Here is a 14,682-nt window from a genome sequence, read left to right as displayed (position 1 = left end):
TTCGGAATAGTTGACCGGCGCTATACGCATTGAAAATCAAGACGGTGAGCGCACTCCGGAACCCGCACGCCGCTCCGGGAAACCGGCTTTTTGCCCGCTCGCTGGTCGTGATCCAATTTGCGCTGGCCTTGCTGCTTATCACAGGCTGCCTGGTCATCAACCTCCAGTCGAGGTTCCTGCAAGGAAAAGACCTTGGCTATAATGAGGAAAACTTGTTGAAGGTAAGTTTACCCGTTAATATGGACGGTGGGGGTATTAGCCTGAAGAATGAATTGCGGCAGCACATCCGCTTCGGATCCGCCGCCCTTGGCGCACTAAGGACAAATTCTGGTTTAGAAATGGAAGCAGGAACTGGCCGGTTACTTTCCTACTCAATGGCTGTGGACGAGAATTTCCTGGAAACCGCTGAGATAAGGTTAAAGGCCGGCCGGAACTTTGATAGCCGGGAACACCATTCCAACGTACTCGTGAATGAAGCATTTGTGCAAAAGTTTGATATTGATCGTCCTGTCGGCCGGAAGATAAGCTCGAGCCAGGATTCAGAGTTTACAATCATTGGGGTTGTCAATGATTTTCAAGCCGGCGCGCTGGACCGGATGTCTCCGCTTATTCTGTTCAAGGCCGGTTCGGCGTGGGGCGATGGTTCTGACCTGTTCCTTCGCCTCCCCCCGGGTGATATCAGCAAGGATCTTTCAGAATTTGCCGCCATTTTTAGAAAACATTTTCCATATTATCCTTTCGACGCTCAATTCCAGGCAGATATCAACCTAAGAAGCTACCGTGCCGCCCTGCGCTGGCAGCGCATCGTGAATTATTCCTGCGCCATGGCTATTTTTATCGCCTGCTTCGGCTTGCTGGGGCTCAGCCTTCTTTCGGCCCAAAGCCGTACTAAAGAGATCGGTATCCGGAAAGTCCTGGGTGCATCGGTCAGCGGCATTGTAGCCCTGCTTTCGGGAAACTTTATCAAGCCGGTGCTGCTGGCCATTATACTGGCAACCCCGCTGGCCTGGTATATTATGGGTCAATGGCTGGAAGATTTCGCCTACCGGATCTCGCTGCAATGGTGGATGTTCGCGCTGGCTGGACTACTGGCCTTGATCATTGCCCTTTTCACAGTGTGCTTTCAGTCGATAAAGGCCGCGCTGGCCAACCCGGCGGATTCTCTGAGGAATGAGTAGGGTTGGCCAGCGTCAGATGGCACGTATGTAGTTTGCCGTTGACTTTTTTGCGTAAATTGTCTCCATGATCAGATCACGGAAACTTACCTTCCTTCTTTTTGCCGTCGTTTTTACCTTTACAGGAATAAAGCCGGGCTTGGCCCAGCAAAGCGAGCCGCTGTTCACATTTGGCGTCATGACCGATGTGCAGTATGCCAACCAGGACAACGCCGGAACGCGCCATTACCGGTCTTCGCCCGGGAAGCTTCGGGAGGCAGTGGCGGTGTTTAACCGGGAAAAGGTTGCATTTGTGCTGCACCTGGGGGATTTTATTGACAAGGGATTCCGGCATTTTGATACCTTGAACGCGATCACGGGGAAGTTGCAAATGCCCCTTTATCATGTTTTAGGGAATCATGATTTTAGTGTAAAGGCTGCTGAAAGGTCGAAAGTGCTTCCCAAAATGGGTTTACGCAAGGCCTATTATTCTTTTTCAAAAAAGAAATGGCGCTTCATTATCCTGAACGGGAATGATGTCAGCCTCTTTGCCAATGCGCCCGGAAGTGAAAAATACATGCGGGCCAAAGCAATGCTGGAAAAGCTGAAGGAAGAGGGGGCGCCCAATGCCCGCGACTGGAATGGGGCAGTAGGCGGGCAACAGATTAAATGGCTGCAAAAAGAACTGGCATTGGCCGAAAGAAGGGGCGAACAGGTCATCGTGGCCTGTCATTATCCTCTTTACCCGAATGGAGCTTCCGAGCTGTTGTGGAATGCAGCCCGGCTCCGCGAATTGGCCGAAGCTTCTCCGCAAGTGGTGGCCTGGTTCAACGGGCACGTGCATAAAAGCCAATATTTTCCAAAAAACGGGGTCCACTATATAAGCTTCCGGGGAATCGTAGAAGAAGAAGAGAATGCCTGTGCCGTGGTTTCCGTTTTCGACGACCGCCTGGAAATAAAGGGCTTCGGATCGGAACAAAGCAGGACCCTGACGAAGTAAGGGATCATGTGCTTTTCCGCTTTTAGCCTTCGGATCGGAACAAAGCAGGACCCTGACCGCAAAATGCGCCCGTGATCGCAAAGAGCTGCACTGCCCGCAATTCAGCTGCATCGCCGCAATCCCTATTGCACCGCCCGCATTCCTGCTGCACTGCCTGCCATCCCAGCTGCATCGCCGCAATCCCTACTACACCGCCCGGCAATCCCTGCTTCGCCGCCGCGAAATTCTTACTTCACCGGTTCCCGCAGGATCGTTCTTAATTTTTCCTTCGGCGTTTTTCTGAAATCGGAAAGATAGATCTCGTGATGCAGGCCGTTTTTCTGCAGGTTGCGGGCGCTGATAAATGCCTGTATTTGCCGGAGCGTTTCCACTTCCTTGTCAAAAGGGCCGGTATGAAGCATTTGTACGGCTTTGCTTTCGGGCAAATTGAAAAAGGAAATATCGAGGGCGCGGTCCAATTGCTTTTTTAAAAGAACGCGGTTAGCAGCTTCCGTGATATCTTCCGGGCGGACAAATTCCGGAAGGCGGATCAGCAGGCGGTACCTCCAGTCCTTCCTGGGTATTTTTATAGGAGCTTCCGAGAGGGAAAATCCGGAATATAGTTGCTCATCAAAATCCCATAAGCCTTCCAGTTTAGCCACGACAAAATCCTGGTCCGTCGCCTTGTACATAAACTTTAGCGTGTAGGCGGTAGCATATAAGGCCTGTATATCAGCGGCGAAGCTTTCGCCCGAAGGGTCCCCTTTTCCCGCCAGGGAGAGGAATGCGGCCGCTTCGGTTTCCACCAGCTCGGGTGTGTTTTTAGCTGAGTAATAGGATTTGTACAGTTTGGTCAGATCTGTTTTTTGCATTTTCTTTTAAATTTTTCCCAAAGAAAAATACGATCACTGACAGCCCTATGACAGCGATGCCGGGCCGGTATGCGCCCGCCTGACAACGGATCTGTTGCCTGGCTGGAATTTTGCCCCTATCTTTACCGCATGTCCCGGACTGTGAAACCTTATAAAGAACTTGCCACCGGAAAAAAGGAGCAGGTGGCCCAAATGTTCAATAACATTGCGGGAAAATATGATTTTCTGAACCATTTTCTTTCCGCGGGAATTGATCGTTCCTGGCGCAGGAAGGCAATTGACGAATTGAAGGAAATACATCCGCGGCGCATCCTGGATGTGGCTACCGGAACGGGCGATCTTGCTTTTGAAGCCCTGCGTTTGAAGCCTGGGAAGATCACCGGGGTGGATATCTCTGAAGGGATGCTGGCGATTGCCCGGGAAAAAGCGCTGAAACGCGGGGTGGAGCAGATAGTGCAGCTTCGCAAGGCCGATTCGGAGAAGCTGCCTTTTTCCGACAATTCCTTTGATGCGGTAACCGTGGGCTTTGGGGTGCGTAATTTCGAAAACCTGGAGAACGGACTGGCGGATATGTACCGCGTATTGCGGCCGGGAGGGAAGCTGGTCGTACTGGAGTTTTCAAAACCCAGGGCGTTTCCCGTAAAGCAGCTGTATAGTTTTTATTCGTTTAAAATATTACCTTTCTTCGGGCGTTTGTTTTCCAGGGATAAAAAGGCCTATTCTTACCTCCCGGAATCAGTAGCTGCATTTCCCGACGGGAAAGATTTCGCTTTGCTGATGGAGAAGGGCGGTTTCCGGGAAACAAAGGTACGGCATCTGACGCTTGGGATTTGCGCCATCTATACAGGAAAGAAATGAAAAAATGCTGCGTCCTTGTCCTGAGTATATTCCTGTGGCTTCCATGCGTGGCCCAGTTTATCAATGACGGCGGGAATATTGATCAGCAGCCGTATAATTTCGGATTTTCCCTGGCATTAAATTACGGCAGCTTCAATGTGATCAAGCGAAGTGATTACATGGAAGAATTTCAATACACCAATGTAAACGAAGAAACTACGACTGTCCCGCCACTGGCAGCAATTAAATCCATAGGAAAGCCTGGCTTCAGCCTGGGACTGCTGGCGAATCTGAATTTGCACCGTAATTTTGATTTGCGGTTCACGCCGAATATTATTTTCGTGGACAGGGATATCGAGTATATCTACCAGCGGGAAGAAGCCGGCGGGCAGCCCGGCAATAATGAGCCTCCGGCCGATGTACTTGTGCCCGAGGACCGGCGGCTGAATATTCGTTTTACAAACCTGCAGTATCCCCTGCTATTGAAATTCAAATCCAACCGGCAGGGAAATGTACGTGCTTACGTGATCGGCGGAGCTAAATTCTGCATGGACGTGACCTCTCGGAAAAAGTATGACGAAGCCATGAGCAATGCGGATGAGTTTCCCGCAGATGCGGAGAACTCGCTTTTTATTGACCGGAATTACTTTGCCTGGGAAGCCGGCATTGGCATGGACTTGTATTATGAATTTTTCAAATGCTCTCCGGAACTGAAAATATCCCGTTCTTTCGGGAACGTACTTAATAACGACGACAATTTGTACAGCCGTCCTTTGGCGGGTTTATTTGCCGAACTGGTTCAGTTTACGATTCATTTTGAATAAATTCGCCCTATGCCAATGATTGTATTGATAACAGGGGCCACTTCAGGCATAGGGAAAGCCTGTGCTTCGATCTTTGCCCGCAACAAGTATAACCTGATCTTGAATGGCAGAAGGGAAGACCGGTTAACGGAGCTGGCGGAGCAGCTTGCGGGGCGTTACGGAACGGTATCCCATCTTCTTCCTTTTGATGTTCGGGATCGCGCCGCGGTAAACGCGGCCGTGGAAAGCCTTCCGCAAGAGTGGAAGCAAATTGACCTGCTGATAAATAACGCGGGCCTGGCCCTGGGGCTGGCGCCTTTGCCTGACGGCGATGCGGACGATTGGGATACCATGATTGACACCAATATCCGCGGGCTGCTGTACGTGAGCAAAGCCGTAGCTTCTATGATGCGCGCTTCCGAACGGGGGCATATCATTAATATAGGCTCCATCGCAGGGAAAGAAGTGTATCCTGACGGCGGCGTCTACTGCGCCACAAAGCATGCCGTAGATGCGCTTAGTAGGGCCATGCGTATCGATTTGCTCCCGTACAGGGTAAAAGTAACGGCTGTCAACCCGGGGGCGGTTGAAACAGAATTTTCAATTGTGCGTTTTAAAGGTGATGCCGGGCGCGCCAAATCCGTGTATAAAGGGTTTGAACCGCTGGCGGCGGAAGACATTGCAGAAACTGTCTATTTTGCGGCAAGCCGGCCTCCTCATGTCAATATCGATGACATAACCGTTATGCCTGCCGCACAGGCCGGCGCCACACGCTTCAACAGGAATGACTAATTCCAGGGAAAAATAAATCATATATGGAACTCATCACAACTATTGATTCGGATATTAAAGAGGCGATGCTGGCCAGGGATGCAGCTCGCCTGAGGGGTTTGAGAAGTATCAAGGCGGCCCTGCTGCTGGCGAAAACAGAAGAAGGCGCGTCCGGGACAATTAGCCCCGAGACAGAATTGAAAGTCCTGCAGAAGCTGGCAAAGCAGCGAAAGGAATCGGCTGAAATATACCGGGAGCAGCAACGTCCCGACCTGGAGCAGACCGAAACGGAAGAACTGGAGGTGATTGAAAGCTATCTTCCCAAACAAATGGACCCTGCCGAACTGGAAGCGGAAATAAAAAAGATCATTGAGTCAAGCGGAGCAGCCTCTATGAAGGATATGGGAAGGGTAATGGGGCAGGCCAGCAAGCAATTTGCAGGCCGTGCCGATGGAAAAACTGTTTCTGAAACAGTTAAAAGGTTGTTGTCATGAACGGTCATGGTGATCTTGTATGATAATTACGATTCCTTTACCTATAACCTGCTGCATTACCTGCTGCAGCATGGCCTGGAAGTAAGCGTTATCCGTAATGATCAGGAAACACCAACTCAGATTGCCCGGATGAACCCCAGTGGGATCGTGCTTTCACCTGGCCCAAGCAGGCCTGGAGAAAGCGGCGCCATGATGGAACTGATCCATTATTTTCATGATAAATGCCCTATACTTGGGGTTTGCCTGGGGCACCAGGCGCTTGGCGCCTATTTCGGCGCACGGCTGGTACATGCACGGGTGCCCATGCATGGGAAAACCAGCCTCATCAGGCATAATAACCATGCGGCGTTTAAAGGCATACCCTCAAGTACAAGGGTTATGCGCTATCATTCCCTGATCCTGGAAGACGTACGGGCCCCGGAATGGGAAGTTACCGCTACTTCCGATAGCGGTGAAATTATGGCAATGGCCCATCATCGCTTACCCCTGTGGGGTTTCAGTTCCATCCGGAGTCCATTCTGACCCCGGGCGGATATCGAATGATCGGCAACTGGATAAATAATTGCGTATTTTTATAATATATTTGAGGAAGTTATAGCAGAGATATATGAATTACCAGATAAGGGAAGAGAACGGATTTAGCTATGTGGAGGAAGGAAAGGGCCAGGTGCTGTTGCTGCTGCATGGCCTTTTTGGCGCTCTCAGCAATTGGGAAATGGTAATTGAACGATTCAGATCTGATTACAAGGTTATTATCCCCCTGATGCCCATTTACCAGATGCCGCTGATCAAGACCAGTGCGAAAAGTCTGGCACGGTTTATTCATAAATTCGTCGTATATAAAAAGCTGGATCGTTTTACTCTCCTGGGTAATTCCCTGGGCGGTCATGTGGCCCTTATTTATGCGCTTGAACACCAGGAAAGAGTACATTCAATGGTGCTGACGGGCAGTTCAGGCTTATATGAAAATTCTTTTGGCGGTTCTTTTCCAAAAAGGGAAAGTTATGATTTCATTAAGGAAAGGGTGGAATTCACCTTTTGTGACCCGGCCACGGCTACAAAGGAACTGGTGGATGAGGTATTTGCCATCGTCAATGACCGTAACCGGGTAATGAAGATCCTGGCAATGGCCAAATCAGCGATCCGTCACAACATGAGTAAAGATCTGCAGCACATACATGTTCCGGTATCCCTTATTTGGGGGCGGGAAGACCGGGTAACTCCCCCGGAAGTAGCGGAGGAGTTTCACGCGCTGCTGCCCAACTCGGAATTGAGCTGGATTGATAAGTGCGGTCATGCGCCAATGATGGAAAAGCCCAATGAATTCAACGATCATCTTTCGGCCTTTCTTAAAAAAGTGTACGCGAAGGAAGCTTCGGATTTGAAATAGTTTTTATTGTTTATAGTTTGTAGTTTGTAGTTTTTGGTTTGTAGTTTGTAGTTTTTGGTTTAGAGTTTCGGGAATCAACGTGCGAACCCTTTCCGTTTTAAGGTTCCAGGCCCCGAGACAGGCCTTCTAAAACTAAAAACTGGAAACTAAAGACCTGAAACTTATTCGTTCCTTCAAAAAAACTGGAAACTGAAACTTTGAACTCGAAACTATAAACTATAAACTTGAAACTGTGGCCTTGGGACTGGAAACTAAAAACTATAAACTTGAAACTGTGGCCTTGGACTAGAAACTATAAACTGGAAACTGGAAACTTTGAACTTTGGCCTTAGGACTGGAAACTAAAAACTATAAACTTGAAACTTTGGCCTTGGACTAGAAACTAAAAACTTGAAACTTTGAACTTTGAACTTTGAACTTTGAACTTTGGCCTTGGGAAACTATAAACTAAAAACTACAAACTGAAAAGTTTGAACTTGAAACGAAGGAAATGCTAGCGGTCGAGTTATTAAGCGATTATATTCCAGCCCTGAAAACTTCAAACAGTGTTCAGACGGCATTCGACCGCATGGACGAATTTCGGGTAAGTCATTTGCCGGTGGTGAACGGGATGGATTTCCTCGGGCTGGTTTCCGACCAGGACCTGATTGAAATTGCCGATCATTCCCAGCCAATCGGTACCAGCCTTCCTCTTTATCAGTCCGTTCAGGATTCCCAGCATGTATACGATGTGATCAGGATGGTCCATGAGCTGCAGCTTACGGCGGTTCCCGTGGTGGATGAAAAAAAGAAATACCTTGGGCTTATATCCATGAATTCGCTGGTGACCTATTTTGCGCAGCTTACCGCTGTGGATCATCCGGGAGGGATCGTTGTACTGGAGCTTGGCGCGCGGGATTTTCAGCTATCGGAGATTGCGCGGATTGTCGAGGCGAACGATGCCTTTGTTCTCAGCTCTTATATCCGGTCGTTCTCCGGCTCCACGAAACTGGAACTGACCATGAAGATCAGTAAAACAGACCTTACCCATATAATCGCTTCCTTTGAACGCTTTAATTACCTGGTAAAGGCAAGTTTTCACCAGGCTTCTCATAGGGATGATACCATGGACCGTTTTGATTCGTTCATGCATTATTTAAATATATGAGTAGATTTGGGCTATGAGGATAGCTATTTACGGCAGGCAGTTCGGCGAACATTCTTTCCCCTATATACAAGAAGTGCTGCAGATCCTGGAGAAGTACGATGCTGAAGTTTCCATTTATGAACCTTTTCGCAATTTTATCCTGGAGCAGCAGATAGGCGAAGCCGCTCGAACGGGGGTATTCAGCTCGCACGAAGACCTGCCCCGGGATGCAAGTTTCCTTTTAAGCCTGGGTGGTGACGGAACCCTGCTTGATACGGTTACGCTTATCCGCGATTCGGGGCTGCCGGTGCTGGGGATCAACCTGGGGCGGCTCGGGTTCCTGGCAAGTATTAATAAAATAGATATCGAGAAAGCTATTGAAAGCCTTTTCCAGGGAGAGTTTACTTTTGACGAGCGAAGCCTCCTGCAGCTGAGAACCGATGATCAGCTTTTTGGGGGTCTCAATTATGCCCTGAATGAAATGACCATTTACAGGGGCGAGGACGCTTCCATGATCATTATACATTCCTACCTGAACGGCGAATTCCTGAATTCTTACTGGGCGGACGGCCTTATTGTAGCAACCCCTACCGGGTCCACGGCCTACTCGCTAAGTTGCGGAGGCCCTATTATTCTTCCCGGCAGCAATAATTTCCTGATCACACCTATTTGCCCCCATAATCTCAGCGTGCGTCCGGTTGTAGTGAATGACATGAGCGAACTTTCTTTCGAGGTGGACAGCAGAGGATGCCGGTTCCAGGTATTCATGGACTCGCGGAAGGAGACCGTTGATATAGGTACGAGGCTCAGCATAAGGAAGGAGCGCTTTTCTATTAATCTGGTTCGCCTGAACAATGAAAGCTATTTCGGCACGTTAAGAAACAAATTGATGTGGGGCCTGGATACCCGTAATTATTGAAATTCATGCCGGGGATAGTAAAGATCACAGGAATCGTATTAATTCTCCTGCTTTCCTTCGGGGAGGCGGGGGCTCAGAAAATTGAAGTAGGCCTGCTGGCAGGCGGGTCCGGATATATGGGAGATCTGAATACGCATAATTACCAGCGGTACTCTCATCCAGCGCTGGGAGCCCTTCTTCGCTGGAACATAAATCCCCGTAATTCGGTTAAATTCTCATTTCTTCACGGTACCCTGCAGGGAAGCGACGCTACTTCCGGTAATCCTTACCAGGAGTCGCGAAACTTATATTTCCGATCACCGTTAAACGAATTTTCCGTCCAGTTCGAGTTTAATTTTTTCCGCTATAACCCGCTGTGGGGGAATGAAAAGTTCAGTCCCTATCTTTTCACGGGCATTTCTGTCTTTAGTTTTGACCCTGAAGCGAAGGGCACACCTTCCGGCAGTGGCAGTGAAGAATGGTACCGTTTACGCGATCTTGGTACCGAAGGCCAGGGATTGCCCGGATACCCCGATAAATATAAACTCGCCCAAATGGCTATTCCCATTGGGATCGGCGTAAAGTTCAATCTGGGGCGCAACTGGAACCTGACCGGCGAAATGGGTTATCGCCCTACTTTTACCGACTTCCTGGACGACGTGAGCGGTTATTATCCCGATCCGGCGGTCTTTGAAACGACGGATCCGCCCGCCCCGCTTTCGAAATATTTCTCAGACAGGCGTCTTAACCGGGCGCCGGAGAACCCTTCCGGCCTTCAGCGGGGCGATTTACTGAAAAAAGATACGTATCTCTTTGCGGTTATCGGCATATCCTATACCTTTGTATCTTCGTGGTGCCCTGCGTTTTCAGATTGGGGTAGAGAATAATGAGTAAACAGGACCAAATTGACAAAGCAAGGTTGCCCCGTCATGTGGCAATTATTATGGACGGGAACGGGCGCTGGGCGAAGAAGAAGGGACTGAGAAGAGTGCTGGGGCATCAGAACGGCGTAAAGGCTGTACGCGATACAGTTGAGGCCGCTGCGGAACTTGGAATAAAGTATGTAACATTGTATGCTTTTTCCACGGAAAATTGGAAACGCCCTCAATATGAGGTAAATGCTTTAATGGAATTATTGGTTTCTACAATACATAAGGAAGTAAAAACGTTAATGAAAAACGAAATTCGCCTGGGAACCATTGGTAACCTGGGCGAATTACCAAAGAATTGCTATACAGAACTTATGGAAGCAATTGAGCTGACCAGGAAGAATACGCGGATGACCCTTAACCTTGCCCTTAGTTACAGCGCGCGCTGGGAAATTACCCAGGCAATGAAAAAAGCAGCAGCTATGGCAGCGGAAGGCAGGGTGCAGCCCGATGATATTACCGAGGAATACGTTAGCTCCCTGCTTTGCACTGCTGATATGCCTGATCCCGAGCTTATGATACGTACCAGCGGCGAACACCGCATTAGTAATTTCCTGCTCTGGCAAATTGCTTACGCAGAACTTTACTTTACGGAAAAATTCTGGCCTGATTTCCGGCGCGACGATTTTTACGACGCCATTATCAGTTTCCAGGGCCGCGAACGCCGATTTGGTCAGACGAGTGAACAAATCGTGCATTAATTTTAAGTACTATAACACCAATTGCATGAAAAAGATCAGGAATCTCTTACTTTTTGTTGGAATTCTTGCAGGCTTTAATCTGAGCGCCCAGGAGATTAATTACAGTGAACCTAAGGAATACATAATCGGCGGTATCACGGTTTCGGGCACCAAAAAGCTGGAAAAGGATATCCTGATCACGATCTCGAAGCTCCGGCCGGGACAGCGCATTCGGATCCCGGGTGATCAGATTACAGGAGCTATCAGGAATCTCTGGGGCCAGGGATTGTTCAACGACGTGGCTATCGAGCCGGTAAAGTTCAGCGGCGATACCGTTTTTCTGAATATTGATCTGGAAGAAGCCTCGCGGATGTCAAACCTGGTATTCCGGGGGGTGAAAAAGTCTGCGACATCCGACCTGAAAGAAAAATTTGAAAGGTACACCAACCGGCCGGTGAACCAAAACTTGCTCAACCGGCTGAAAAACATAGCCAGGGAGCATTTTACCGAAAAGGGCTACCTTTTTACCGAGGTCAGCGCGTTTCCGCGCGCCGACAGTACCAGGGCGGGATACTCCGATGTAGTGATCACCGTGGATAAAAAAGGGAAAATTAAAGTGAACGAGATCACTTTTTATGGAAATGAAAGCATTTCCAACGGGAAGCTGAAGAAGTTCATGAAGAATACAAAAGAGAAGAAATTCTATAAGATCTTCGGTTCCAAGAAGTTTGTACCGGCCAAGTACGAGGAAGATAAGGATAAGCTCCTTGCCGAGTACATGAAAAGAGGATTTCGCGACATAGCTATTGTATCCGATAGCGTTTACCGTTTTGATGACCGTTCCGTAAACGTGGATATTACCCTCAGCGAGGGAAAGAAATATTATTTCGGCGACATGACCTGGGTGGGGAATGCCAAATATACCGACCGGCAGCTCAACCAGCTTCTTAAAATAGAAAAGGGCGATATCTATGACGAGGAAAGGCTTAACAAGCGGCTTACCGGCGGAGCCCTCAATAGTGATGATGTGGCGTCCCTTTACCTTAATAACGGCTATCTCTTTTCCAATATCACGCCGGTGACCGTTGGGGTGGAAGGGGATACGATCAACCTGGAACTCAGGGTTTTTGAAGGGGAACAAGCGACTATTGACGAAGTCTTCGTTAAAGGAAACGACCGTACGAACGATAAGGTGATTTACCGGGAGATCTATACCATCCCCGGGGAAACCTACAGCCAGGCCGAAGTCGTCAGAACCATTAACGAACTTCGCGGACTCGGCTATTTTAACGAGGAGAAACTGAATGTGCGGCCTATTCCCGACCCGGGGAACGGCACGGTTGATATTGAATATACGGTAGAGGAACGGCCTTCCGACCAGATCCAGCTTTCCGGCGGTTTCGGCGGCGGGCGTATTATCGGGACGCTTGGGCTTACCTTCAATAATTTCTCGGTAAAGAAACTGTTTTCAGGAAATTGGGGAGGTCTGTTACCCAGCGGCGACGGTCAGCGGCTCTCCATTGCGATGCAAACGAACGGCCGGTATTACCAGAACTTCTCCTTTACGTTTTCGGAACCCTGGCTGGGCGGGCGCAAGCCGCAGCGCCTGACGGTTGGTTTCTTCAGTTCAAGGCAAACCAGCTATAGCTACTACAATACCGATCCTGATGAACTCCTGGCGATGAACGGGGTGAATGTCGGGCTGGAAAAGGACCTGAAATGGCCGGATAACTATTTTAAACTGTCGTCCGTGCTGAGTTTTGAAAGGTACAAGCTTAATGACTGGTATTCGAACGCTTTTATTTATGATACAGGTAAATCCTATACGTTCAGTTTAACAGAGCAGTTCTCAAGGACTTCACTGAACCACCCGATCTTCCCGACCTCCGGTTCGAACATAGCGCTGAGCGTACAGTTTACGCCGCCGTACTCCCTGTTCAATAACAAGGACTACAGCGACCCGAATATGTCCCTGCAGGAAAAATACCGGCTAACAGAGTTCCATAAATGGAAATTTAACAGCCAGTGGTTTACACCGGTAGTGGGTAAACTGGTGCTGAAGACCCAGGCGGATTTTGGTTTTGTAGGAACCTACAACCGCGATCTTGGCCTTACCTTCTTTGAAAGGTTCCTGCTGGGTGGCAGCGGTATGCAGCAGTTCTACAACCTGAATGCGGCCGAAATTGTGGGGCTCAGAGGGTATTCGGATGCGGCGGTGATCCCGCCGGGGGGCAGCGAGCGGGTAGGAAGCCCTATATACAATAAGTATGTGATGGAGCTGCGTTATCCAATCAGTGTTGCCTCTTCCGCCAATATTTTTGTACTGGCATTTGCTGAAGGAGGTAATACCTGGCCAACTTTCGGACATTTTAACCCCTTTAATGTTAAACGTTCGGCCGGTGTGGGTGTTCGTATCTTTTTACCTATTTTTGGATTACTGGGATTGGATTATGGTGTGGCGTTTGATGAAATACCGGGCAACCCGGATGCCAAGCAGCCATTCCAGTTTACCATTAACCAGGCGTTTTAAACAGTTTTAGTTTTTAGATGAAGCTTTGCAATGGTTTAAATTCAAGGTTCAACGCTTAAAGAGCTTGTAACTGCAGGCTTTTAGGCGGGCTTTGTTAAGATCGGGTATTTTATGAAAAAATTACTGTTTTTAGTTTTGATTATTTGCGGAGGAGTGCTTTCTTCGCATGCTCAAAAATTCGGGTATATTGATTCGGAATATATTTTGCGGCATATGCCCGAATATGCAGAGGCGCAACAGCAGCTGGATGCTTTATCCGGGCAATGGCAGCAGGACATTGAACGGCGGCAGGCGGAGATTGAGCAAATGTACAAGGCCTACCAGTCGGAACAGGTATTGCTGACTCCGGAGATGCGTCAGAAGCGCGAAGAGGAGATCGTGGAAAAGGAACAAGCGCTGCGGGATTATCAACGGGGCAAGTTTGGCTTTGAAGGAGAACTTTACCAGAAGCGAAAGGAACTGGTAAAACCCATCCAGGATAAAATATATAAAGCTGTCGAAGAGGTGGCCAAGGAAGGCTTATATGCCGTGATCTTTGACCGGACCAGCGAGCTGATTATGCTTTACGCCGATGAGCGCTTTGATAAAAGCGACGACGTACTGGAAGCCCTGGGCCTTAACCCGGGGGAATTCGTGGAATAATATGCTTAGCAATATATATAGTAGAGAGTATCAAATAAAGAGTTAAAAAAAGATAGAAAAAAATCATGAAGTATCTAATCAAATGTTTGGGAGTGGCAGCATGCTGTTTGCTGATAGGGAACGTGGCCCAGGCGCAAATAAAAATAGGTTACCTGAATACCTCAGAACTTATTGCTCTCATGCCTGAAACAAAGGCAGCCGATTCACAGTTTAACGCTTTCGCGCAAAAGCTGCAGCAAACCCTGCAGCCCATGCAGCAGGACCTGCAAACCAAGTTCGCCGAATACCAGGAGCAGCAGGCAACCATGGCTGACGCGGTAAAGGAAAGTAAGGAAAAAGAACTGCAGGACCTTAACGAGCGGATAGACCAGTTCCAGCTCAAGTCACAGCAGGACATGCAAAAGAAGCGCGAGGAACTGATGGGCCCCATCCTCGAAAAGGTGCAGACGGCTATCAAGGCAGTAGCCGCTTCCAGCAAGTTCACTTACATTCTGGACAGCAACGCCATTCTCCATGGCCCGGAGGGTGATAATGTGTTACCCCTTGTAAAAAAGGAGCTTGGAATTAATTAAGTAGT

The 14,682-nt window shown here is 48.8% G+C and carries 15 protein-coding genes and 1 pseudogene; 15 read left to right on the top strand and 1 reads right to left on the bottom strand.

The window, feature by feature from the left end; translation table 11 throughout:
* The first annotated feature begins 44 nt into the window (after positions 1-44).
* On the top strand, positions 45-1,178 hold the full coding sequence (locus tag FRZ59_RS00605; protein ID WP_147698197.1) for an ABC transporter permease: 1,134 nt from the start codon (positions 45-47) through the stop codon (positions 1,176-1,178).
* 64 nt (positions 1,179-1,242) lie between these two features.
* Complete coding sequence (locus FRZ59_RS00600) at positions 1,243-2,154, top strand: metallophosphoesterase (RefSeq protein WP_132127790.1); 912 nt, start codon at positions 1,243-1,245, stop codon at positions 2,152-2,154.
* A 227-nt stretch (positions 2,155-2,381) separates the two neighbouring features.
* Here the strand turns inward: FRZ59_RS00600 and FRZ59_RS00595 are convergent, their stop codons facing one another.
* Positions 2,382-3,005: a GyrI-like domain-containing protein gene (locus FRZ59_RS00595; protein ID WP_132127791.1), complete on the bottom strand. Its 624-nt coding sequence runs from the start codon at positions 3,003-3,005 to the stop codon at positions 2,382-2,384.
* Positions 3,006-3,134: 129 nt separating this feature from the next.
* Here FRZ59_RS00595 and ubiE point away from each other — a divergent pair, with 129 nt between their 5' ends.
* From ubiE to FRZ59_RS00530, 13 genes and pseudogenes are all read left to right on the top strand, one after another.
* Positions 3,135-3,863 carry a bifunctional demethylmenaquinone methyltransferase/2-methoxy-6-polyprenyl-1,4-benzoquinol methylase UbiE gene (gene ubiE, locus FRZ59_RS00590; RefSeq protein WP_132127923.1) on the top strand — a complete coding sequence of 243 codons (729 nt, stop codon included), beginning with the start codon at positions 3,135-3,137 and terminating at the stop codon, positions 3,861-3,863.
* Positions 3,860-4,666: a type IX secretion/gliding motility protein PorT/SprT gene (porT, locus tag FRZ59_RS00585; protein ID WP_132127792.1), complete on the top strand. Its 807-nt coding sequence runs from the start codon at positions 3,860-3,862 to the stop codon at positions 4,664-4,666. The genes ubiE and porT overlap by 4 nt, the downstream gene beginning before the upstream one ends.
* Positions 4,667-4,675: 9 nt before the next feature.
* Positions 4,676-5,437 carry an SDR family NAD(P)-dependent oxidoreductase gene (locus FRZ59_RS00580; protein ID WP_132127793.1) on the top strand — a complete coding sequence of 254 codons (762 nt, stop codon included), beginning with the start codon at positions 4,676-4,678 and terminating at the stop codon, positions 5,435-5,437.
* 23 nt (positions 5,438-5,460) lie between these two features.
* Positions 5,461-5,910 (top strand): GatB/YqeY domain-containing protein, encoded by a 450-nt coding sequence (locus tag FRZ59_RS00575; protein ID WP_132127794.1) that lies wholly within the window; start codon positions 5,461-5,463, stop codon positions 5,908-5,910.
* A gap of 6 nt (positions 5,911-5,916) precedes the next feature.
* A pseudogene (locus tag FRZ59_RS00570) lies at positions 5,917-6,488 on the top strand (anthranilate synthase component II).
* A gap of 29 nt (positions 6,489-6,517) precedes the next feature.
* A complete protein-coding gene (locus FRZ59_RS00565; protein WP_132127796.1) occupies positions 6,518-7,300 on the top strand; it encodes an alpha/beta fold hydrolase in 783 nt (260 codons plus the stop codon).
* Positions 7,301-7,790: 490 nt separating this feature from the next.
* On the top strand, positions 7,791-8,447 hold the full coding sequence (locus FRZ59_RS00560; RefSeq protein WP_132127797.1) for a CBS domain-containing protein: 657 nt from the start codon (positions 7,791-7,793) through the stop codon (positions 8,445-8,447).
* Positions 8,448-8,460: 13 nt separating this feature from the next.
* Positions 8,461-9,345, top strand: coding sequence for an NAD kinase (locus FRZ59_RS00555; protein ID WP_132127798.1), 885 nt, complete (start codon positions 8,461-8,463; stop codon positions 9,343-9,345).
* A gap of 5 nt (positions 9,346-9,350) precedes the next feature.
* Complete coding sequence (gene porG, locus FRZ59_RS00550; protein WP_132127799.1) at positions 9,351-10,211, top strand: type IX secretion system protein PorG; 861 nt, start codon at positions 9,351-9,353, stop codon at positions 10,209-10,211.
* Positions 10,211-10,954, top strand: coding sequence for an undecaprenyl pyrophosphate synthase (uppS, locus tag FRZ59_RS00545; RefSeq protein WP_132127800.1), 744 nt, complete (start codon positions 10,211-10,213; stop codon positions 10,952-10,954). Before porG ends, uppS begins: the two co-directional genes overlap by 1 nt.
* 25 nt (positions 10,955-10,979) lie before the next feature.
* Complete coding sequence (gene bamA / locus FRZ59_RS00540) at positions 10,980-13,463, top strand: outer membrane protein assembly factor BamA (RefSeq protein ID WP_132127801.1); 2,484 nt, start codon at positions 10,980-10,982, stop codon at positions 13,461-13,463.
* A gap of 111 nt (positions 13,464-13,574) precedes the next feature.
* Positions 13,575-14,105, top strand: a complete 531-nt coding sequence (locus tag FRZ59_RS00535) for an OmpH/Skp family outer membrane protein (protein WP_132127802.1) — start codon at positions 13,575-13,577, stop codon at positions 14,103-14,105.
* A gap of 65 nt (positions 14,106-14,170) precedes the next feature.
* The gene (locus FRZ59_RS00530) at positions 14,171-14,677 is read left to right on the top strand and encodes an OmpH/Skp family outer membrane protein (RefSeq protein ID WP_132127803.1); all 507 of its coding nucleotides are present in this window, start codon (positions 14,171-14,173) and stop codon (positions 14,675-14,677) included.
* Positions 14,678-14,682 lie beyond the last annotated feature (5 nt).

Source organism: Anseongella ginsenosidimutans (assembly GCF_008033235.1).
GTDB classification, from domain to species: domain Bacteria; phylum Bacteroidota; class Bacteroidia; order Sphingobacteriales; family Sphingobacteriaceae; genus Anseongella; species Anseongella ginsenosidimutans.
This window is presented reverse-complemented; position numbering and strand designations above follow the sequence as displayed.